20 protein-coding genes are annotated in these 19,786 nt (G+C 60.3%); 11 read left to right on the top strand and 9 right to left on the bottom strand.

Annotation, left to right across the window (positions count from 1 at the left end; genetic code table 11):
• The first annotated feature begins 125 nt into the window (after positions 1-125).
• The 3 genes from KHO07_RS03865 (at position 126) to KHO07_RS03855 (ending at position 2,028) form a co-directional block, all read left to right on the top strand.
• Positions 126-1,364, top strand: coding sequence for an MFS transporter (locus KHO07_RS03865; protein ID WP_212626510.1), 1,239 nt, complete (start codon positions 126-128; stop codon positions 1,362-1,364).
• Positions 1,365-1,448: 84 nt separating this feature from the next.
• On the top strand, positions 1,449-1,727 hold the full coding sequence (locus KHO07_RS03860; RefSeq protein ID WP_212626509.1) for a type II toxin-antitoxin system RelE/ParE family toxin: 279 nt from the start codon (positions 1,449-1,451) through the stop codon (positions 1,725-1,727).
• A gap of 13 nt (positions 1,728-1,740) precedes the next feature.
• Positions 1,741-2,028: a HigA family addiction module antitoxin gene (locus KHO07_RS03855; protein ID WP_150734709.1), complete on the top strand. Its 288-nt coding sequence runs from the start codon at positions 1,741-1,743 to the stop codon at positions 2,026-2,028.
• A gap of 6 nt (positions 2,029-2,034) precedes the next feature.
• Here KHO07_RS03855 and KHO07_RS03850 read toward each other — a convergent pair whose 3' ends face one another.
• Positions 2,035-2,586: a DJ-1 family glyoxalase III gene (locus KHO07_RS03850; protein ID WP_150734708.1), complete on the bottom strand. Its 552-nt coding sequence runs from the start codon at positions 2,584-2,586 to the stop codon at positions 2,035-2,037.
• A 67-nt stretch (positions 2,587-2,653) separates the two neighbouring features.
• Positions 2,654-3,103 (bottom strand): DUF4879 domain-containing protein, encoded by a 450-nt coding sequence (locus tag KHO07_RS03845; RefSeq protein ID WP_150734707.1) that lies wholly within the window; start codon positions 3,101-3,103, stop codon positions 2,654-2,656.
• 220 nt (positions 3,104-3,323) lie between these two features.
• On the opposite strand from KHO07_RS03845, the gene KHO07_RS03840 reads away from it, so the two are divergent.
• Positions 3,324-4,619 (top strand): NCS2 family permease, encoded by a 1,296-nt coding sequence (locus KHO07_RS03840; protein ID WP_075948352.1) that lies wholly within the window; start codon positions 3,324-3,326, stop codon positions 4,617-4,619.
• Positions 4,616-5,695 carry a tRNA (uridine(54)-C5)-methyltransferase TrmA gene (gene trmA / locus KHO07_RS03835; protein ID WP_212626508.1) on the top strand — a complete coding sequence of 360 codons (1,080 nt, stop codon included), beginning with the start codon at positions 4,616-4,618 and terminating at the stop codon, positions 5,693-5,695. The genes KHO07_RS03840 and trmA overlap by 4 nt, the downstream gene beginning before the upstream one ends.
• A 57-nt stretch (positions 5,696-5,752) precedes the next feature.
• Here trmA and KHO07_RS03830 read toward each other — a convergent pair whose 3' ends face one another.
• On the bottom strand, positions 5,753-5,959 hold the full coding sequence (locus tag KHO07_RS03830; protein ID WP_034148192.1) for a 4-oxalocrotonate tautomerase family protein: 207 nt from the start codon (positions 5,957-5,959) through the stop codon (positions 5,753-5,755).
• 119 nt (positions 5,960-6,078) lie between these two features.
• Between KHO07_RS03830 and KHO07_RS03825 the strand changes: the two genes are divergently transcribed.
• The 3 genes from KHO07_RS03825 (at position 6,079) to KHO07_RS03815 (ending at position 8,496) form a co-directional block, all read left to right on the top strand.
• Positions 6,079-6,990, top strand: a complete 912-nt coding sequence (locus tag KHO07_RS03825; protein ID WP_212626507.1) for a LysR family transcriptional regulator — start codon at positions 6,079-6,081, stop codon at positions 6,988-6,990.
• A gap of 205 nt (positions 6,991-7,195) precedes the next feature.
• Positions 7,196-7,636, top strand: a complete 441-nt coding sequence (aroQ, locus tag KHO07_RS03820; protein ID WP_150734704.1) for a type II 3-dehydroquinate dehydratase — start codon at positions 7,196-7,198, stop codon at positions 7,634-7,636.
• 5 nt (positions 7,637-7,641) lie between these two features.
• On the top strand, positions 7,642-8,496 hold the full coding sequence (locus tag KHO07_RS03815) for a shikimate dehydrogenase (RefSeq protein WP_150734703.1): 855 nt from the start codon (positions 7,642-7,644) through the stop codon (positions 8,494-8,496).
• A 94-nt stretch (positions 8,497-8,590) separates the two neighbouring features.
• Here KHO07_RS03815 and KHO07_RS03810 read toward each other — a convergent pair whose 3' ends face one another.
• Together KHO07_RS03810 and quiC are read right to left on the bottom strand one after the other, a co-directional pair.
• Positions 8,591-9,268, bottom strand: a complete 678-nt coding sequence (locus KHO07_RS03810; RefSeq protein ID WP_150734702.1) for a TetR family transcriptional regulator — start codon at positions 9,266-9,268, stop codon at positions 8,591-8,593.
• 102 nt (positions 9,269-9,370) lie between these two features.
• Positions 9,371-11,272 (bottom strand): 3-dehydroshikimate dehydratase QuiC, encoded by a 1,902-nt coding sequence (gene quiC / locus KHO07_RS03805; protein WP_150734701.1) that lies wholly within the window; start codon positions 11,270-11,272, stop codon positions 9,371-9,373.
• A 352-nt stretch (positions 11,273-11,624) separates the two neighbouring features.
• Here quiC and KHO07_RS03800 point away from each other — a divergent pair, with 352 nt between their 5' ends.
• A complete protein-coding gene (locus KHO07_RS03800) occupies positions 11,625-12,926 on the top strand; it encodes an MFS transporter (RefSeq protein ID WP_224791280.1) in 1,302 nt (433 codons plus the stop codon).
• Positions 12,927-13,052: 126 nt separating this feature from the next.
• Here the strand turns inward: KHO07_RS03800 and KHO07_RS03795 are convergent, their stop codons facing one another.
• The 4 genes from KHO07_RS03795 to KHO07_RS03780 form a co-directional block, all read right to left on the bottom strand.
• Complete coding sequence (locus tag KHO07_RS03795; RefSeq protein WP_150734699.1) at positions 13,053-13,931, bottom strand: DMT family transporter; 879 nt, start codon at positions 13,929-13,931, stop codon at positions 13,053-13,055.
• A 130-nt stretch (positions 13,932-14,061) separates the two neighbouring features.
• Positions 14,062-14,877, bottom strand: a complete 816-nt coding sequence (locus KHO07_RS03790; RefSeq protein WP_150734698.1) for a sugar phosphate isomerase/epimerase — start codon at positions 14,875-14,877, stop codon at positions 14,062-14,064.
• A gap of 2 nt (positions 14,878-14,879) precedes the next feature.
• Positions 14,880-15,935: a Gfo/Idh/MocA family oxidoreductase gene (locus tag KHO07_RS03785; protein ID WP_212626506.1), complete on the bottom strand. Its 1,056-nt coding sequence runs from the start codon at positions 15,933-15,935 to the stop codon at positions 14,880-14,882.
• Positions 15,936-16,086: 151 nt separating this feature from the next.
• Positions 16,087-16,863: an IclR family transcriptional regulator gene (locus KHO07_RS03780; protein WP_150734696.1), complete on the bottom strand. Its 777-nt coding sequence runs from the start codon at positions 16,861-16,863 to the stop codon at positions 16,087-16,089.
• A gap of 173 nt (positions 16,864-17,036) precedes the next feature.
• Between KHO07_RS03780 and KHO07_RS03775 the strand changes: the two genes are divergently transcribed.
• Both KHO07_RS03775 and KHO07_RS03770 read left to right on the top strand, forming a co-directional pair.
• Positions 17,037-18,785 (top strand): FAD-dependent oxidoreductase, encoded by a 1,749-nt coding sequence (locus KHO07_RS03775; RefSeq protein ID WP_212626505.1) that lies wholly within the window; start codon positions 17,037-17,039, stop codon positions 18,783-18,785.
• Positions 18,769-19,602, top strand: coding sequence for an aldo/keto reductase (locus KHO07_RS03770; RefSeq protein ID WP_212626504.1), 834 nt, complete (start codon positions 18,769-18,771; stop codon positions 19,600-19,602). Before KHO07_RS03775 ends, KHO07_RS03770 begins: the two co-directional genes overlap by 17 nt.
• Positions 19,603-19,786 lie beyond the last annotated feature (184 nt).

Raw genomic sequence — 19,786 nt, 5'->3', positions numbered from 1 at the left:
TCGCCACAGGAATCTGGCTCAGCTGAAGATCGGTATCTAGCTAACTAAATTTTCTATCATGGCAACTTCCTGTTACAGGTTGGTGATAACCTCACCCTTCCCTCCTCCCCAAGATTTGCCCGCAAATGCCCAGCCAAGAGCCCTTGCTGTTACGTCACCATCGCCCTTTCCTTGCGTTCTGGCTGGCCCGGGTGTTTACCGCCAGCGGTTTTCAGATGCTCACGGTGGCCATTGGCTGGAATCTGTACCAATTGACCGGCAACGTGCTCGATCTGGGTCTGGTCGGGTTGGTGGAGTTCGCCCCGCGAGTGCTGTTCATGCTGCACACCGGGCATGTCGCGGACCGCTACGACCGGCGCAAGGTCGCGGCCCTCTGCCAATCCCTGCAAGCGCTGATCGCCTTGTCGCTGGCCATTGGCAGCGCGACTGATCATGTCACCCGGGAAATGATCTTCATCCTCGCCTTCTTGCTGGGAGCCGCCCGCTCCTTCGAGATGCCGACCACCCAGGCCTTGCTCCCGAGCATCGTGCCAAGCGCCCTGTTTCCACGCGCCGTAGCCGCCGCGCAATCGGCCCAGCAATCGGCAACCATCGTCGCCCCGGCCCTCGGCGGTTTGCTCTATGCGTTTGGCAGTGTGTGGGTCTATGGCCCGACGGTCGTTTTGTACATCATCGCTTGCGCGTTGATGCTCAATTTGCCCGCTCGGCAAACGCCGCTGAACAAGGGCAAGGCGACCCTGGATTCGCTGCTGGCCGGTATCCGTTTCATTCGCAGTCGGCCGGATATCCTCGGGGCGATTTCCCTGGACCTGTTCGCCGTTCTGCTCGGTGGCGCCACGGCGCTGCTGCCGGTCTTCGCCAAAGACATCCTGCTGACCGGCCCGTGGGGATTGGGCCTGTTGCGTTCAGCCCCGGCGGTGGGCGCGCTGTTGATGTCGCTGTACCTGGCGCGGTTTGCCGTGGAGCGCAATGTCGGGCGGGTGATGTTCACCGCCGTGGGCGTGTTTGGCGTGGCGACCATCGCCTTCGGCCTGTCGACCTCGTTCTGGTTTTCCCTGGCGGTGCTGGTGGTACTGGGCGCGGCCGATATGATCAGCATGGTGATCCGCGCGTCCTTCGTACAACTGGAAACCCCGGACGAAATGCGCGGTCGGGTCAGTGCCGTGAACGGTCTGTTCATCGGCGCCTCGAACCAGCTGGGCGAATTCGAATCCGGCCTGACCGCCCACTGGTTCGGCACCGTGCCAGCCGTGGTCATGGGCGGCATCGGTACGCTGGTGGTAACCGGGACCTGGATCAAGCTGTTCCCGACACTGGCGAATCGCGACCGCATGCATGTGCCAAAGGAAGAGGTGAAGGTTTAAGGCCGTTACCAACCACAGATTTGCCGACCAGGTGCAATACATAGATACCGCATAAAGTGTAATGTATCGCCTTACACTTTCCCCATGATCAAATCCTTTCAACACAAAGGCCTTCGTGGCTTCTATGAAACAGGTTCGACTCGCGGGATTCGAGCAGATCATGCGAAGCGCCTGGCTCGCATGCTGCAATTCATGGATCGCGCCACGGTCCCTGATGACCTCGACCTCCCGGGCTGGCGATTGCATCCGCTGCGGGGAGAGTTGACCGGGTTCTGGTCGCTGAGTGTCTCAGGGAACTGGCGAGTCGTTTTTCGTTTTATTGGCACAGATATCGAACTGGTCGACTATCTGGACTACCACTGACAGGAGGCAGGACATGCCTATGCACAACCCGCCGCATCCTGGCGAAACACTGTTAATGGATGTGTTGCCCGAACTGGGTATCAGTGTCGCGGAACTTGCCCGGCACCTGGGATTCGCTCGCCCGCACTTGTCGCGAGTACTGCATGGACACGCGCCAATCAGTCCGGACCTGGCAGTACGCCTGGAGCGGGCCGGGATTGGTAAGGCGCGGACATGGCTAGGGGTTCAGACCGACTACGATCTCTGGCAGGCGGAGCATCGTGAGCAACCGCTCATCAAACCCATCGCCGCTCACGCCTGACGCTGCCTAACCCCCCAACTCCCCCGTCACCGTCGTTCGCATGGCTTTGCCGCAGAGCTGTTCGACCAGTGCCAGAGCAAACATCAGCGCTGCCCCCGAACCCTGGGCGGTGATGCAGTTGCCATCGACCACCACCGGTTGATCAACAAAATTGCACCCGGACAGTTGATGGCTGGATGAAGGCAGACACGTCATGCGCCGCTGACGCAGCACCCCGAAAGCCTGCAGTACTTCGGCAGGCGCTTCGGCAATGCCGGCGAACAGGCGACCGGCTGCGGCCTGATCCTTGATCAGTTGTTGCAGTGGTGGATGGGCGGCCAAATGCTGCGCCCCCACAGCGCCACCGGGCAGGACGATCAGGTCGAAAGGCTGGGCCAGCAAATCCACCAGCATGGCATCCGCGGTCAAGCGAGTACCGCGTGCGCAGGTCAGCATGCGCCGCCCTTCGATGCTGGCCACCACGACTTCAACCTTGGCGCGGCGCAGTACATCAATCAGGGTCACGGTCTGCAGGTCATCGGTGCCCTCGGCGAGGGTAATCAAGGCTCGAAAGGTCATGGGAACAATCCACAGGAGGGTTCTTGAAGCGTAGTCAGCTTTCCTTACCCTTGTTCGAGCCTGGTCGTTACTTGATGTAAAGCTGCGTCGACAGCGTGTTGCGCGGCGCGTTGATCGAGGTATTGCTGAAGGTGAAGGTGCCTTCCTGCTTGCCCGCCAGACTGAAGATGTACAAGTTGCCGACGATTTTTGTTCGTTGCGAGCAATCCGTCAGGTTGCCGTTTTCGTAAGCGCAGACGGGCGTACGGGTGCCATTCACTTCGAAACCATCCAGCGTGGCATGGGGCTGGCTGCGGCCATAGCCCACTTCCAGCACGTAGATCCGGATATTCGGGCCATTGTGATTGCAGCGCGTCTGCGTCTGCCCTTCATCAATGTTTTCAAAACCACATTCAGGCGATTCGACCTTGAGCACTTTTACCTGGGTCAACGGCGGTGCCGAAGCCGCCGAGGCGCCATGTGCCGCCAGCAGCAATGCCATCAAGCCACTGGACAAGATCGACAGACGCTTTTTCATCCAATTACCCCCCCAAAAAACCAGCGCGCAGTATGGCTGGTTTACGTTAAACGCAAAACATCGACGACGATCACCGCCATAAGCAGCCATAACCCTGTGCGGCTGGTATGATGCGCGGCTTTTTCCGACCCACAGAAAAATCCCAGGCGCCTGCAGCGGTCTGTGCTTTGCTGTTGAGGTCGATACATTCACGGCGCCGGGCGCGCCACGGGGAGCAGACATGCTGGAAAGGCTGTTTCAACTCAAGGCACACAACACCAACGTACGCACCGAGATTCTGGCGGGCGTCACGACCTTTTTGGCCATGGCCTACATTCTGTTCGTCAACCCGAGCATCCTCGGCGAGACCGGCATGGACAAGGGCGCGGTGTTCGTCGCCACCTGCCTGGCAGCCGCCATCGGCTCGACGGTCATGGGCCTGATCGCCAACTACCCGATCGCCCTCGCACCGGGCATGGGCCTGAACGCCTTCTTCACCTACACCGTGGTCCTGCACATGGGCCACACTTGGCAAGTGGCGCTGGGCGCGGTGTTCATCTCGGCCGTGTGCTTCTTCCTGCTGTCGATCTTCCGCATCCGTGAATGGATCATCAACAGCATCCCGCTGCCGCTGCGCTCGGCGATTGCCGCCGGTATCGGCCTGTTCCTGGCGTTGATCGCCCTGCACAACGCCGGCATCGTCGTCAGTAACCCGGCGACCATGGTTGGCCTCGGCGATCTGAAACAACCGGCACCGATCCTCGCCACCCTTGGCTTCGCCCTGATCGTCGCCCTTGAGGCTCTCGCGGTGCGCGGCGCGGTGCTGATCGGCATTCTGGTGGTGACCATCGCCTCCATCGCTCTGGGCTTCACCCCGTTCGGCGGCGTGATGTCGATGCCACCTTCGCTGGCCCCGACCTTCCTGCAACTGGACATCAAGGGCGCGCTGGACATCGGTCTGGTCAGCGTGATCTTCGCCTTCCTGTTCGTTGACCTGTTCGACAACTCCGGCACCCTGATTGGCGTCGCCAAACGCGCCGGGCTGATGGGCAAGGACGGCCACATGCCGAAAATGGGCCGTGCGCTGATCGCCGACAGTACGGCGGCAATGGCCGGTTCCCTGCTGGGCACCTCGACCACCACCAGCTACATCGAATCCGCCGCCGGCGTGAGTGCCGGTGGCCGCACCGGCCTGACCGCCGTTGTCGTTGCATTCCTGTTCCTGCTGGCGCTGTTCTTCTCGCCACTGGCTTCAAGCGTCCCGGCGTTCGCCACGGCCCCCGCGCTGCTGTTCGTCGCCGTGCTGATGACTTCCGGCCTGGCCGAAATAGACTGGGACGACATTACCGTCGCCGCGCCAGTGGTCATCACCGCACTGGCGATGCCGTTCACTTATTCCATCGCCAATGGCATCGCCTTCGGCTTCATTGCCTGGACCGCTATCAAGCTGATGTCCGGTCGTGGCCGTGAGCTGAACCCGGCGCTGGTGATCCTGTCGATTCTGTTCGTGATCAAGCTGGGTTGGTTTAACGCATGACTTTTGATTCCCAGGCCTACGCCGTTCAGCTCGAAGACAAGGTCACGCGTTTGCGTGACCTGCTGGCCCCGTTCGATGCACCCGAGCCCGCCGTTTTCGATTCGCCGCTGCAGAACTTCCGCCTGCGCGCCGAATTCCGCCTGTGGCGCGAAGCCGGCGAGCGGCACTACGCGATGTTTTCCCAGGAAGACAAGCGCACGCCGATTCTGATTGAAGAGTTCCCGATCGCCAGCCTGCGCATCAACCAGTTGATGCCGCAACTCAAGGCAGCCTGGCAAGCCAGCGCACCGCTCAGCCACAAGCTGTTCCAAGTGGAGTTCCTGACCACCCTGGCCGGCGACGCGATGATCACCCTGTGCTACCACCGTCCGCTGGACGAGCACTGGCACGCAGCGGCGTCGAAACTGGCAGCCGACCTGAACGTCAGCATCATCGGCCGCTCCAAGGGCAAGCGCGAAGTCATTGGTCACGATTACGTGGTCGAGCAGCTGGAGGTCGGCGGCCGCACCTTCAGCTATCGCCAGCCAGAAGGCGCGTTCACCCAGCCCAACGGCACCGTGAACCAGAAGATGCTCAACTGGGCCTTCGACGCGCTGGGCGATCGCCCGGACGATTTGCTGGAGCTGTATTGCGGCAACGGCAACTTCACACTGCCGCTCGCCACCCGCGTGCGCAAAGTGCTGGCCACCGAAATCAGCAAGACCTCGGTCAATGCAGCGCTGAGCAACCTCAGCGAAAACGCTGTGGATAACGTCACGCTGGTACGTTTATCCGCTGAAGAACTGACCGAAGCGCTGAACGAAGTGCGACCGTTCCGTCGCCTGCACGGCATCGACCTCAAGAGCTACGAATTCGGCAGCGTCTTCGTCGACCCGCCTCGCGCCGGCATGGACCCGGACACCTGCGAGCTGACCCGGCGCTTCGACAACATCCTGTACATTTCCTGCAACCCGGAAACCCTGGCGGCCAACATCGCCCAACTGCACGACACCCACCGCATTACCCAATGCGCGATGTTCGACCAGTTCCCGTGGACTCATCACATGGAATCCGGGGTGTTGTTGACCCGGCGTTGATCGCAAATGCCAAACACAAAAACCGTCTCAATGACGGTTTTTGTGTTTTAAAGCCCATCACCCAGGCTGATTTTTTCGGAACTCAGTCGTGGTAATGCCTTTGTATCCCCAATTATCGGTGTCGATTTCCTCGATCACGATATGGGTCAGCTCCGGCGGTTTGCCGAGCACACGTTGCAGAGTCTCGGTGATTTCGGCGATGACTTGGGCTTTCTGCTCCCGGGTAACGCCGTCACGGGTGATGCGTACGCTGACGAAAGGCATGCTGCGTCTCCTGCTCGCTGGTTGAGAAAGGTTACCTACGTTGAAGCGACTGTATCTGTGCGCGCACATTTGAGAAATACTGAACCGAACACTTCAATTGATCCTCGGTGTAATCAATCATGCAACGACAATTCGACGATCTTCAACTGGGCAGCATCGAGCTGTTTTGCCTGGCCTCCGAGGCCGGTAGTTTCACGGCGGCGGCGTTGGTGGCGGGCGTCACGCCAGCGGCGGTGAGCCGTTCGGTGTCGCGCATGGAGGAGCGTCTGGGCGTGCGGTTGTTTGCCCGCACGACCCGCAGCGTCAAGCTGACCGACAGCGGTCGGCGCTACTACGAAGAATGCCGCCAGGCTTTGGCCCAGTTGGTCGAAGCTCAGCGCGAGGTCATGGGCCAACAGCAAGTGCCGTCCGGCACGCTGCGTATCAGCATCCCGACCACCTACGCCCACCACCGGATCCTGCCGTTGATGCCGGCCTTTCGCGCGCGTTTCCCGGCGGTGAAGGTCGAGTCGCACATCAGCAATCGCAACATCGATTTCGTCGGCGAGGGCTACGACCTGGCGATTCGCGTGCGGGCGATTCCGGATTCCGGCTTGATCGCCCGGCCGTTGGAGGACGCCACGCTGGTGATGATTGCCAGTCCCGAGTACCTCAAGCACGCCGGTACACCGCAGACCCTCGACGATTTGCAGCAACATGACTGCATTCAGTACGAACTGCCCAGCAGCGGCCGACGCATTGCCTGGTTGTTCAATGACGACGGCGTACAGCGGGAGATACTGGCCGAAGGCAATTACGTTTGTTCCGATGATGTTTTGGGCGGCGTGACCCTGGCGAAACATGGCGCCGGTCTGTTCCAGACCTATCGTTTCATCGTCGAAAAAGAACTGGCCGATGGCTCGCTGGTGGAAGTGCTCAAGCCCTATGGCGGGCGTTCGCGGCCGTTTACTTTGTTGTATCCGCAGAGTCGGCATATGCCTCTGCGATTGCGGGCTTTCATTGATTTTCTGGTTGAGCATTTGCCTCGTTAAACGATCGCAGCCTGCGGCAGCTAACGGGGAACGCGTTTCAAATCCAGGAGCTGCCGCAGGCTACGATGTTTTTCCTGTCCGATCACCGCACACAAATCGCCTGCAAACCGGCTCTTCAATTGACCAAATTAACTAGCTAGTACAATTTATCTCCACAGGCTGAAACCTACGGCCAATGCCAAAAACAATAAGTGGAGAAACATCGATGTCCCCCATCATTCTGGTGCTCAACGGCCCGAATCTGAACCTGCTCGGCACTCGCGAACCGGCCACCTATGGCCATGAAACCCTCGCTGATATTTCTGCGCTGTGCGGCCGTGCCGCCGAAGAGTTCGGTCTGGCGGTGGAGTTTCGCCAGACCAACCACGAAGGCGAACTGCTCGACTGGATTCACGCCGCTCGGGGCCGCTGTGCCGGGATCGTGATCAACCCGGCCGCCTGGACTCACACCTCGGTAGCCATCCGCGATGCTTTGGTCGCCAGCGAGTTGCCGGTGATTGAAGTTCACCTGTCCAACGTCCACGCCCGCGAAGCTTTCCGTCACCATTCCTTTGTGTCAGCCATTGCCACTGCGGTGATGGCGGGGTTCGGCAGCCATGGCTATCGCCTGGCGCTTGAACACTTCAGCCAACGTCTGAAAGGGTAACCATCGTGAGCCAGAACCAAGCGGTATTAGCCGGACTGATCGGCGCCGGCATCCAGGCATCCCGCACCCCGGCATTACACGAGCATGAAGGCGATGCCCAAGGTTTGCGCTACCTCTATCGCCTGATCGATCTTGATCAGTTGCAACTCGACAGCACTGCCCTGCCCGACCTGTTGAGCGCCGCCGAGCGCATGAACTTCACCGGGCTGAACATCACCTTCCCGTGCAAGCAGGCGATCATCCCGCTGCTCGACGAATTATCGCCGGAGGCCCGGGGGATTGGCGCGGTAAACACTGTGGTGCTCAAAGATGGCAAACGCATCGGCCACAACACCGATTGCCTGGGCTTTGCCGAAGGTTTTCGCCGAGGCTTGCAAGGCGTTGCCGTTGAGCGCGTTGTGCAGATGGGCGCCGGGGGTGCCGGTGCGGCAGTGGCCCACGCGCTATTGAGTGAAGGCGTACGGCAACTGAGCATTTTCGATGTGGAAATCAGCCGTGCCCAGAGCCTGGCCGACAACCTCAACCAACATTTCGGCAGCGGGCGCGCGGTGGCGGGTCATGATTTGGCGCTGACGCTGACCGACGCAGACGGCCTGGTGAACACCACGCCGATGGGCATGAAAAAACTCCCGGGGATGCCGGTGCCGGTCGAATGGCTTCGGGCTGAGTTGTGGGTGGCGGAAATTGTGTATTTCCCGCTGGAAACCGAACTGCTGCGCAACGCCCGCGCGCTGGGTTGCCGGACGCTGGATGGCGGCAACATGGCGGTGTTCCAGGCCGTGAAGGCGTTCGAACTGTTCAGCGGCGTGGAGCCGGACGCGCAGCGGATGCTGGCGCATTTTCAAAGCATGAATGGTTGATGCAACTTGTAGGAGCCGGCTTGCTGGCGATGGCGATTGTACAGACGCTATCGCCAGCAAGCCGGCTCCTGCAAAGGTGATTCACACTGCCGAATTACGCCTGCAAATATCGCAAAACCGACTCGCAAATCATCTCGCGATGACGCTGCTTGATGCTTTCGTCCGGCAAGTCGATCTGAAAGATCTCGCCAAAGGTGTGGCGGTTCGACACCCGATAGAAGCAGAACGAGCTGATCAGCAAGTGCACATCCAGCGCATCAAGCCCCGAGCGGAACAGCCCTTGCTCGGCGCCGCGACGGAGAATCTCGCCCAGTGAATCGAGGATGGTGTTGTTCATCGCCTTGATCGCATCGGAGCGCTTCACATACTCGGCGTTGTGAATGTTCTCGATACTGACGATACGCACGAAATCGACGTTGCGATCATGGTGATCGAAGGTGAATTCCACCAGCCGGCGAATCGCCAGCACCGGTGCCAGTTCAGCCAGGTGCAATCGGCTTTCGGTGTTGCGAATATCCCCGTAGAGCTTTTCCAGCACTTCGACGTAGAGCTGTTCCTTACTGCCGAAGTAGTAATAGATCATGCGCTTGGAGGTGTGGATGCGCTCGGCGATGGCATCGACGCGGGCACCTGAAAGACCCTGCTGAACAAACTCGACAATCGCTTCCTGAAGGATGTTCTCGCGGGTTTTTTCCGGGTTGTTCTTGCGACTCTTGCGCGGCTCGGCCGTCGCTTGCTCGGGCACTGCGGAGAGTTCTGAAATTATCGTCATTGCGGGCTCACGGCCATCACTGCACAGGCTGGCGATTATGAGCCGCGCCGCACAGCGAAGGAAGCCGTGCGGCAGCGGTTTGTCGGCGTAGTTACGATTTTCCTACAACTTTGCCTGACGTACGGCACCGCTTCGGGATTTGGCCATGGCCGCCAGCCGCACCGCCACGTTGGCCGCGCCGTAACCGGCATAGCCGTTCTTGCGCTGGATGATCTCGAAGAAGAAACGGCCCTCGAACGGCTCGGTGTAAACATGAAACAGCTCGCCGCCCTGGGCATCACGGTCGTACAGCACGTTGTAATAGGCCAGTTCACTGAGGAACTCGTCGTCAAAATCGAAACGTGCGGCCAGGTCATCGTAGTAGTTGAGCGGGATATCGAGCAGCGGCACGCCGGCCTCTTTCGCGCGGCTGACCTGAGCGAAAATATCGTCGCAATCAAACGCTATGTGATGCACGCCGGAGCCGCGATAACTCGACAGCGCGTGTGAGATGGCGGTGTTGCGGTTTTCGGAAATGTTCAGTGGCAGGCGAATCGAACTGTCGCGGCTGCGCAGTGCGCGGCTTTTCACCAGGCCATAAGGATCGGGCAGCACCACTTCGTCATCGGCTTCGAAGTCCAGCAGGCTCTTGTAGAACAACACCCAACTGTCGAGGCTGTCGGCCGGCAATGCCATGGCCATGTGGTCGATGCGCTTGAGGCCGCCAGCGGTCTGCGCCTGCGGGAACAGATTGAAGTCAGTGCCATAGACGTCGGCCTGCTGGTCGACCAGGTAAATCAGGCTGCCATCCGGCGCACGCACGGCCGCGAGCTCCAGTTCGTTCGGCCCCACCAGCCCGCGATAGGGCTGGCCTTTATAAGCCACGGCCCGAGCCAGCGCACTGGCGCTGTCCTTGACCCGCACGGCGGTGGCGCACAATGACGGACCGTGCGCCTCGAAGAAGCTGTGGGCGAACGAGTACGGTTCGGAATTGAGGATCAAATTGATATCGCCCTGGCGCAGCAGGCTGACGCTCTTGGAGCGATGCTGGCCCGCCTTGACGAAGCCCAGTCGTTCCAGCCAATGGGAAAGCTTGGCGCCGAGGCTTTCGTCCACGGCGAATTCAAGAAACTCGATGCCGTTGTATTCGCTGGCCTTCGGCGTCTCGAACAGGATGTCGAGGTTGGTCGAGGGCTTGGCTTCCTGTTCCAGGCGCTGGCGGGTTTTCTCTTCAAGGTAAAGCAACGAGCGCAAACCGTCGGCTGCATTGGCCCGGGGCGGCGCGGCACGGAAACCGTCGTTGAAGATTTCCAGCGACAGCGGCCCGGTGTAGCCACTCTTGATGATTGGTGCGAGGAAGCCTGGCAGATCGAATTCGCCCTGACCGGGGAAGCAACGGAAATGCCGGCTCCACTCCAGCACGTCCATGGCCAGGATCGGCGCGTCGGCCATTTGCACGAAGAAAATCTTGTCGCCGGGAATCTCGGCGATGGCGCTCGGGTCGCCCTTGAGCGACAGCGTATGGAAGCTGTCGAGCAACACACCGAGGCTAGGATGATCCGCCTGGCGAACAATGTTCCACACCTGTTGCCAGGTGTTCACATGCTTGCCCCAGGCCAACGCTTCGTAACCGATACGCAGGCCACGGGCGCCCGCGTGTTCGGCCAGCAAGCGCAAATCATCGACTAAAATCTGCTCATCACCGACGGAGTCTGCCGAGGCATTGCTGCACACCAGCACCAGGTCCGTGCCCAGCTCCTGCATCAGGTCGAACTTGCGCTCGGCCCGTTCCAGATTACGCGCCAGGCGGTCGCGGCGGCAGCCTTCGAAGTCGCGGAACGGTTGAAACAGGGTGATGGCGATCCCGAGATCGGCGCACATCTGCTTAATTTCCCGCGGACTGCCGTCGTAGTAGAGAAGGTCGTTTTCGAAAATCTCGACACCATCAAAACCGGCAGCGGCGATGGCTTCGAGTTTTTCCGGCAGGGTACCGCTCAAGGACACGGTGGCAATGGAACGCTGCATGTTTCGACTCCTGATGGTGGAGACATCTTGTTAGGGGCATCGCACGCGGGCTCTGTCTCGGAGCTGCCGAAAGCAGCGCCGACAGGGATTGCGTTTAGCTTTGATTGAATTATTGGCTGCGTGATCCTTCAGGGCAATTTAAAGTGTACTACCCGGTTAGTTTTGCGTGCGATTATCGAACACAATGGCCGTTGGCGAATTGACGATTTTTTGTTCACTGCTCAACATCAACGCCACATTGAGCCAGGTCGAAAACCATCCGGCTCGGTTACCAAAGACTCGGAACACCACATAAAAATAATCGGTGGACTACATGAATCCTTCCCAAAGTTCTCCCGTGGAGCACGCCTCCATGACTACTGCCACTGGTGGCATCGGCGACAAAATCCGCGGCGCCATGGCTGTCGGCAAAACCCGTTGGGGAATGCTGGCGCTGGTGTTCTTCGCCACCACCCTGAACTACATCGACCGCGCCGCCCTCGGCGTCATGCAGCCCATCCTCGCCAAGGAAATGAGCTGGACGGCGATGGACTACGCCAACATCAACTTCTGGTTCCAGGTCGGCTACGCCATTGGCTTCGTGCTGCAAGGCCGATTGATCGACCGGGTCGGCGTCAAGCGCGTGTTCTTCTGCGCCGTGCTGCTCTGGAGCCTGGCGACCGGTGCCCACGGCCTGGCCACGTCGGCGGTCGGTTTCATGGTCTGCCGCTTCATTCTCGGCCTCACCGAAGCCGCCAACTACCCGGCCTGCGTGAAAACCACGCGTCTGTGGTTCCCGGCCGGTGAACGTGCGGTAGCCACCGGTATTTTCAACGCCGGTACCAACGTCGGTGCGATGTTCACGCCGATGCTGTTGCCATTGATCCTCCACGTATGGGGCTGGCAAGCCGCGTTCCTGTGCATGGCGTCACTGGGCGGGATCTGGTTGCTGTTCTGGGGCCTGAAATACTTCAACCCGGAAGATCACCCGAGCGTTAAAAAATCCGAACTGGACTACATCCAGAACGAAGTCGAACCTGAGCAAACCCGCGTACCGTTCTCGAAAATCCTGCGCATGCGTGGCACCTGGGCTTTCGCCCTCGCCTACTCGATCACCGCGCCGGTGTTCTGGTTCTACCTGTACTGGCTGCCGCCGTTCCTCAATCAGCAATACAACCTGGGCATCAACGTGACCCAGATGGGTATTCCGCTGATCATCATCTACCTCACCGCCGACTTCGGCAGTGTCGGTGGCGGGATCCTCTCCTCGTTCCTGATCGGCCGCGGCGTCAACCCGATCAAGGCGCGACTGATGTCCATGTTCCTGTTCGCCTGCTGCATCATCGGCGTGATCATGGCAGCCGGTTCCAGCAACCTGTGGGTCGCGGTGGCTGCCATTTCCCTGGCCATCGGTGCGCACCAGGCCTGGACCGCGAACATCTGGAGCCTGGTGATGGACTACACGCCCAAGCACATGATGAGTACGGTGTTCGGTTTCGGCGGCATGTGTGCGGCGATTGGCGGGATGTTCATGACCCAGTTGGTCGGCCATATCCTGACAGTCACCAACAACAACTACACCGTGCTGTTCACCCTGATTCCGGCGATGTACTTCATCGCGCTGATCTGGATGTACTTCATGGCACCGCGCAAGATTCCGACCATCACTGACTAACGTTCAACGCATGATCCCTGTGGGAGCCTGCCTGCTGGCGAAAGCGAATTGTCATTCAACATTGATGTTGCCTGACCCGACGCCATCGCCAGCAGGCCAGCTCCCACAATTGTTTGCGCAGCCCTTCTACTTACGGCTTTGCTGCCAGGCCGCCGCCAGGCCACTGCAGCAAATCACGGCGATACCGATCACGGTGGTCAGGGTCGGCGTATGGGAAAACAGCAACCAGCCCAACAGGCCGGCAAAGATAATCTGGCAATAGCTGAACGGTGCCAGCAATGCCGGCGCCGCGAGACGGAAAGCCTGGGTCAGAAACAGGTGCGCCGTCATCCCGCAGGCCCCCAGCGCGAGCATCATCGCGCCATGCGCCAGGCTCGGTGTCTGCCAGAAGAACGGCACCAGCGCACTCATCACCAACGTGTTGCACAGCCCCGCGAAGAAGTTGCTGGTGGTCGGGCTGTCGATGTTGCTGAGTTTGCGCGTCAGCAATTGGTAGAAGCAGAAAAACAGCGCCGAGCAGAATGGCAACAACACCGCCGGAGTGAACAAATCACCGCCCGGGTGAACGATGATCAGCACCCCGACAAAGCCAAAAATGACCGCCAGCCATTGCCCGCGCGTGACTCGCTCGCCCAACAACGGCACCGACAATGCGGTGACCAGTACCGGTGCGAGGAAGTTGACCGACGTGGCCTCGGCCAGCGGGATGTACATCAGCCCGGTGGTGAAAAACAGACTGGTGCCCAGCAGGCACAGTGCGCGGATCAACTGCAGCAGCGGCCGCTTCGTGCGTAAAACCCGCAGCCCCGATTGCGGCAGGAAAATCCCGGCCATCAGCAACGTGTGAACCACATAACGCGCCCAGACCACCATGACGATCGGATAGAAACCGGAGAGGTACTTCGAAAATGCATCGTGACTGGAAAACAGGAACGTCGCGACAACGATCAGCAGGATCCCCTTGAAGGGCTGATTGACGCCGGAGAGCGGGGTGCTGACGGTCATGAAGGCCTCTAAGTGATATGGGTATTTGGCGAGGGAGCCTGCTCCCGCTGGACTGCGCAGCAGCCCTGAAACAACATCGGCGACCGCTTCGCGCTCGAACGGGAGCAAGCTCCCTCGCCACAAAAGCAAGTCAAATCCGAGCCAACAGTTCCCTGGTTTTATCCAAAGCCATCTGCGCCCGATCCAATCCACTCACCCCCTGTTCCAGCAACTGCACAGTGGGAATCTCCAGGCTCAATGGAATGTTAGCCGGCAAACAGCGCAACAACCCCGACAGATCGCAATCACCGTCACCCGGGAAACGTCGCTCGTTACGCGCCTGACGCAAAATCTCGGCCATGTCTGCCGGTCGTGGTCCGGCGACGTCGCACAACTGCGCATACCGTAACCGTGAAGGGGTGACGCTTGCCAGATCTTCCAACCGCGATCCCGAGCGGTCGAAGTGAAACGCATCCACCAGCACCGCCGCGTTTTCCCGGTCGGCGTTCTCGACGATACGCACGGCTTGTTGCAGATTGCGCGCGTCGGTCCAGGGCATGAATTCCAGATGGGGATGCAGGCCATAGGGTTTCGCGAGATCACAAAGCCGGGCAAAGTTTTCCGTCAGCCGTTGCTCGTCAGGATCGTTACCGGCCACCAGCAACTCACTGGCCCCAAATTCGGCACCGACCGCCAGAATGCTCTCGAAGTCGGCGACGACGGTATCCGGTTTCAGACGCAGGATTTCAACGTCCAGCACACGAATGCCGGTGTCGCGCAGACGGGCCAGGGTCTGACGGCGTAAATCGCCATCGGCCACCAGGGCAAAATGGTGTTCCTCCGGTGTCGCCGGTACCAAGCGCAAACCGACGTGACTGTAACCGGCCCGGGCCGCGACCTCGACCATCTGCGGTGGTGACAACTCCAGCACGGTCAGACTGGCCAGGGAAAAGATTCGTTCGCTCATGGTCAGCCCTCGATCAACGACGGTACGCAAGCGCGACCGGTTTCGGCCGCTTCGCGAATGGCTTCGATCAGCGCCAGCGTGCGCGCGGCATCGGCGGCGCTCACCAGCGGCTCGACCTCCCGGCGCGCAACGCGCACGAAATGCTGCAACTGCAAACGCAGGGCTTCATCGGCACTGAAGCTTTCCTGAGCTTGCAGCAATGGCTGGTGCCAGCCGCCATCGACTTCGTTGTAGTGCCAGCGTTTAAGTTGCGGAATGCTCAACGCGCCACCGGTCCCGGCCAGCAAATAACAAGGCTGGTCGGCCTGATGCGGATACACCGGGTTCTCCCCCGAATCCAGTTCCCAACTCCAGGGCGCGGCCACCGCATCGGAGCCGGTCAGACTGCCCAGCGCGCCGTTGTCGAATTGCAGCAGCACTGCCGCGCAATCCTCGTTGGCAAACCCGCGAATCGCATTGCTGGTAATGGCCTGCACCTGACGCACTTCGCCACACAAATGCCGCAGCAGATCGAGGTCGTGGATCAGGTTGGTCAACAACATCCCCGCACCGGCCTCGCGGCGCCAAGGCGTTTCGAAATAGCTGTCGGGCTTGCGCAACTGCCAGAGCGCCGTGACCGTGGTCAGCCGGCCCAGCGCGCCGCTGTGGATAAGTTCATGGGCCCGGACGATCAATGGATTGTGGCGACGGTGATGGCCGACCAGCACCGGTACGCCGCTCGCCCTGGAGGCAGCCACCAACTCTCGAGCTTCATCGAGGTGCACACCCACCGGTTTTTCCAGCAACACCGGCACGCCAGCCGCGAGACAATCGAGCGCAGTGCTGACGTGCAGTGTGTTGGGGTTGGCGACGATGACTGCGTCTGGCTTCGCCTGCTCCAGCATCTGACGGTAATCGGCGAAATAGCCTACCCCCCACTCAGCCGCGAGGGCGACCGCTTGCGGACCGGGATCAGCCACGGCGCACAAGGTCGCTTCAGCCAGAGACTTCAGATGTTGGTAATGCTGCTGGCCCATATTGCCAGCGCCGATCAATGCGATTCGAAGGGGCCAATTCAAAATGCGGTCCTCTTGGGGTTCTTGTTGGAATGTGAATTCCATTAATTTAGAACCGAGTTCCACAATCTTACACAGACCGACAGGGAAAGTGTTCGAACAGCGCACAGCTTCGCAGGCAAATTGCAATTGAACCTGTGGGATTTGCGTTAGCTCATACAAACAACTCCGACGCCAGACTCGCCGCCGCCAACTCTTCGGTAAACGTCAGCAACAAGGGCGCCAGTTCATGCAACCGCGCCCCCGGCATCCGTGCACTTGGCCCGGCGATACTGAGCACGCCAATCACCCGCCCATCCCCCGGATGACGCACCACCGCGGCAATCGCTGAGGTGCCGACGGCTGAACTTTCTTCGACGCAGGCGTAACCCTGCTCCCGCGCCAGCCGCAGGCGTTCGAGCAGTTCGATGTTCGAGCGCGGCGCATTCGGCCCGAGCTCGAGCGGCCGGTCAGTCGCTTGGCGCTCCACCAGCGACAGGGCCTCGGCATCGCTCATGCACGCCAGCCAGGCATGCCCCGAAGCGGTGTAGAACAAGGGCGCATCACGGCCCATGTCCGGGTCGTAACGCAGGCCCGAGCGAGCGCCCTGGGACTTGGCGATCCAGGTCTGGCGCTCGCCCTCGATCACCCCGAGACGCACCAGCTCTCCGGTTTCCTGAGCCAACCGGTCGAGCACCGGTTGCACGATATCCGCACCACTGCTCGACAGATAACGGAACCCCATTGCCACCAGTTTGGTCGACAAGTGGTAACGCAAATTTTCCGGATTCTGCCGCACATAGCCCAACCGAATCAGCTCGGCGAGCAGGCGGTGGGTCGCGCTTTTTGGAATGTCCAGCTGCTCCGCCAGCGTCTGCATCGGCAAGCCGCGGGGGTCGCTGGTGAGGCTTTCGAGCACACTGAAAACACGTTCGATCTGACTGCCGGCCATGGGAGTTTCCACGCAAAATTTGCTCGATTCTAGAAGACAACCCGCCGAATGCGAAATCTGGAACTGCTTGTCCGATAACCGCCCGCTTTACGGACCTTTCACTTGCTCGCTTCGGGCAGCCTCTTATATTTTCTGGAATCAGATTCCAAAACAACAATACCGGAGCTCCTGCCATGCCTGCCGATCCGCACTTTCTCCCCGACGTCGATTGCGATGTACTGATCGTCGGCTCAGGTGCGGCGGGACTGTCAGCCGCCGTGACCGCGGCCTGGCACGGACTGAAGGTGATTGTGGTGGAAAAGGACCCGATGTTCGGCGGCGCCACGGCCTGGTCAGGAGGTTGGGCCTGGGTGCCGTGCAACCCGTTGGCGCGACGTGCCGGCATCGTCGAAGACATCGAGCAACCGCGCACCTACCTGAAACACGAATTGGGTGAACAGTACGATCCGGCAATGATTGATGCATTCCTCAACGCCGCTCCGCACATGGTCGCGTTTTTTGAACAGCACACCTCGTTGCAGTTCGCTGATGGCAATGCGATAGCCGACATTCATGGCGATACACCCGGCGCCGGCACCGGTGGCCGCTCGGTGATCGCGGCGCCCTACGACGCAAGAAAGGTCGGCAAACTGCTTAAGCGTTTGCGTAAAACCATGCGGGAAACATCCTTCATGGGCATGCCAATCATGGCCGGCGCAGACCTTACGGCCTTCCTCAACCTGACCCGCTCGCTGTCGGCGGCCTGGCACGTCACCCGGCGTTTTAGCCGCCACGTGTTCGACCTCGTCGTGCACGGTCGCGCCATGCAACTGGTCAACGGTGTGGCCTTGGTGGCGCGTTTGGCAAAGTCTGCCGAAGACCTTGGCGTGTTGCTTTGGGAGTCGGCGCCGGTCACGCAATTGCTGCGCGAGAACAATCAGGTGCAGGGGGCGATCGTCAGCACCGCCAACGGCTCGGTGCGCATCCATGCACGCAGGGGCGTGGTGCTCGCAGCCGGCGGTTTTGCCAATGACATCGAACGGCGCAAAGCGCTGTTTCCGCGCACGCCGACCGGGCATGAGCATCTGGCTTTGCCGCCGCTCGGCGTGTCCGGCGATGGCCTGCGACTGGGCGAAAGCGTTGGCGCCAAAGTGGATGTCGACATGGCCTCCCCCGTAGCCTGGGCCCCGGTTTCGCAAGTGCCGCACCGCGACGGCAGCGTCGGCCATTTCCCGCACATCATCGAGCGCGGCAAGCCCGGGATCATCGGCGTCTTGAGCAACGGCCAGCGCTTCGTCAACGAAGCCAACGGTTACTACGACTACGTGACGGCCATGGTCGCCGCCGCCCCGCAAGGTGAAGAGGTCGCCTCCTGGCTGATCTGCAACCATCGCTTTCAGCGGCGGTATGGCTTGGGCATCTCTCGGCCGTTTCCCGTGCCGCTGTCGTCCTTTATCCACAGCGGCTATCTGAAAACCGGCAACAGCCTTGAGGAATTGGCGTCGGCCTGCGGCATTGATCCAATCGGCCTGAGCACAACCGTGTCGGATTACAACCGCCATGCACGCCATGGCGAAGATCCGCAGTTCGGTCGCGGCTCGACCCCCTACAACCGCAAACAGGGTGATGCGTTGCAGCAACCCAACCCGTGTGTCGCGCCGATCGAACAGGGTCCGTATTACGCCGTGAAAGTCCAGCCCGGCAGCTTCGGCACGTTCGCCGGGCTCAAGGTCAACCCGCACGCCCAGGTGCTGGATGACGCAGGCCAGGCCATTGCCGGGCTGTACGCGGCGGGCGGCGACATGGCGAGCATCATGGGCGGCCACTATCCCGCCGGCGGCATCAACATCGGCCCGGCGCTGACCTTCGGCTACATCGCCGCACGCCACATCGCAGGCGTCACCGCTTTTGAAAAGGAGATCGACCATGCAGCACATCGTTAACCCACAGGGTTTGAACATGCCGAAACTGGGCCTCGGCACCTGGCCAATGCTCGCAGATGAGTGCACCCGCGCCGTGGAACAGGCCTTGGCGATCGGATATCGGCACATCGATACGGCAGCGGGCTACAACAACGAGGACGCTGTCGGGCAAGCGGTGGCGAACAGTCCGACACCCCGCGAGCAGATCCACATCACCACCAAGGTCTGGTGGGACCAACTGCAACCCGATGCGATGCGCCATTCCCTGGACCGCAGCCTCAAGGCCTTGCGCTGCGATTACGTCGATTTGTTCATGATCCACTGGCCCAGCACCGATTGGGATCTGCCGCGCACGATTGAAACCCTGGTGTCGCTCAAGGAGCAAGGCCTGGCACGCAACATCGGCGTGGCGAACTTTCCTCTACCACTGTTGCGCAAAGTCGTTGAAGAACTGGCTGCGCCGCTGTCAGCCATTCAGGTCGAATACCACGTACTGCTCGGACAAAACGCACTGCTGAACTACGCCCGTCAACACGACCTGGCGCTGACAGCCTACACACCACTGGCTCGCAACAAAGTGTCGGACATCCCTGCCATCCAGCAAATTGCCGCTAAACACGGGGTATTGCCGACCCAGGTCGCGCTCAAGTGGTTGCTGGATCAAGAGAACGTGGCGGCAATTCCCAAGGCCAGTAGCCAGGCCAATCAGTTGGCCAACCTGGCGGCATTCAAAGTCAATCTGGATGATCAGGATCGAGCCTTGATCGCCAGCCTGTCCAAACGCGAGCGTCAGGTCAGCCCGGACTTTGCCCCGGTGTGGGATGCATTCGACGAGTAATCCGCAGGGCCGGCGATCGCCCTGTCGATAAAAACCCATCGCCGAACGGAATTCGATGGGTTATCCGCGTTCAATACAAGCCTGAATCGTTCTCGGCAGCCGCCACGGATTGCCGGGAACAGCGGTGTGCGTGGAAAAAAGCCGGACGACCGGACTGGCGCCGCTCCCACTTGGCAGCAACACT

The sequence above is a fragment of the Pseudomonas sp. PP3 genome, from assembly GCF_905336995.1.
GTDB classification, from domain to species: domain Bacteria; phylum Pseudomonadota; class Gammaproteobacteria; order Pseudomonadales; family Pseudomonadaceae; genus Aquipseudomonas; species Aquipseudomonas reinekei.
Note: the sequence above shows the minus strand (reverse complement) of the source record. Positions and strands in the feature narration are given on the sequence as shown.

Bases quoted from the DNA above. Each gene is read 5' to 3' on its own strand.
- KHO07_RS03845 (WP_150734707.1), bottom strand. From the start codon at position 3,103: ATGAAAAAGCGTCTGTCGATCTTGTCCAGTGGCTTGATGGCATTGCTG.
- KHO07_RS03840 (WP_075948352.1), top strand. From the start codon at position 3,324: ATGCTGGAAAGGCTGTTTCAACTCAAGGCACACAACACCAACGTACGC.
- KHO07_RS03800 (WP_224791280.1), top strand. From the start codon at position 11,625: ATGACTACTGCCACTGGTGGCATCGGCGACAAAATCCGCGGCGCCATG.
- KHO07_RS03810 (WP_150734702.1), bottom strand. From the start codon at position 9,268: ATGACGATAATTTCAGAACTCTCCGCAGTGCCCGAGCAAGCGACGGCC.
- quiC (WP_150734701.1), bottom strand. From the start codon at position 11,272: ATGCAGCGTTCCATTGCCACCGTGTCCTTGAGCGGTACCCTGCCGGAA.
- KHO07_RS03770 (WP_212626504.1), top strand. From the start codon at position 18,769: ATGCAGCACATCGTTAACCCACAGGGTTTGAACATGCCGAAACTGGGC.
- KHO07_RS03865 (WP_212626510.1), top strand. From the start codon at position 126: ATGCCCAGCCAAGAGCCCTTGCTGTTACGTCACCATCGCCCTTTCCTT.
- trmA (WP_212626508.1), top strand. From the start codon at position 4,616: ATGACTTTTGATTCCCAGGCCTACGCCGTTCAGCTCGAAGACAAGGTC.
- KHO07_RS03790 (WP_150734698.1), bottom strand. From the start codon at position 14,877: ATGAGCGAACGAATCTTTTCCCTGGCCAGTCTGACCGTGCTGGAGTTG.
- KHO07_RS03795 (WP_150734699.1), bottom strand. From the start codon at position 13,931: ATGACCGTCAGCACCCCGCTCTCCGGCGTCAATCAGCCCTTCAAGGGG.
- KHO07_RS03850 (WP_150734708.1), bottom strand. From the start codon at position 2,586: ATGACCTTTCGAGCCTTGATTACCCTCGCCGAGGGCACCGATGACCTG.
- KHO07_RS03775 (WP_212626505.1), top strand. From the start codon at position 17,037: ATGCCTGCCGATCCGCACTTTCTCCCCGACGTCGATTGCGATGTACTG.
- KHO07_RS03860 (WP_212626509.1), top strand. From the start codon at position 1,449: ATGATCAAATCCTTTCAACACAAAGGCCTTCGTGGCTTCTATGAAACA.
- KHO07_RS03830 (WP_034148192.1), bottom strand. From the start codon at position 5,959: ATGCCTTTCGTCAGCGTACGCATCACCCGTGACGGCGTTACCCGGGAG.
- KHO07_RS03780 (WP_150734696.1), bottom strand. From the start codon at position 16,863: ATGGCCGGCAGTCAGATCGAACGTGTTTTCAGTGTGCTCGAAAGCCTC.
- aroQ (WP_150734704.1), top strand. From the start codon at position 7,196: ATGTCCCCCATCATTCTGGTGCTCAACGGCCCGAATCTGAACCTGCTC.
- KHO07_RS03855 (WP_150734709.1), top strand. From the start codon at position 1,741: ATGCCTATGCACAACCCGCCGCATCCTGGCGAAACACTGTTAATGGAT.
- KHO07_RS03825 (WP_212626507.1), top strand. From the start codon at position 6,079: ATGCAACGACAATTCGACGATCTTCAACTGGGCAGCATCGAGCTGTTT.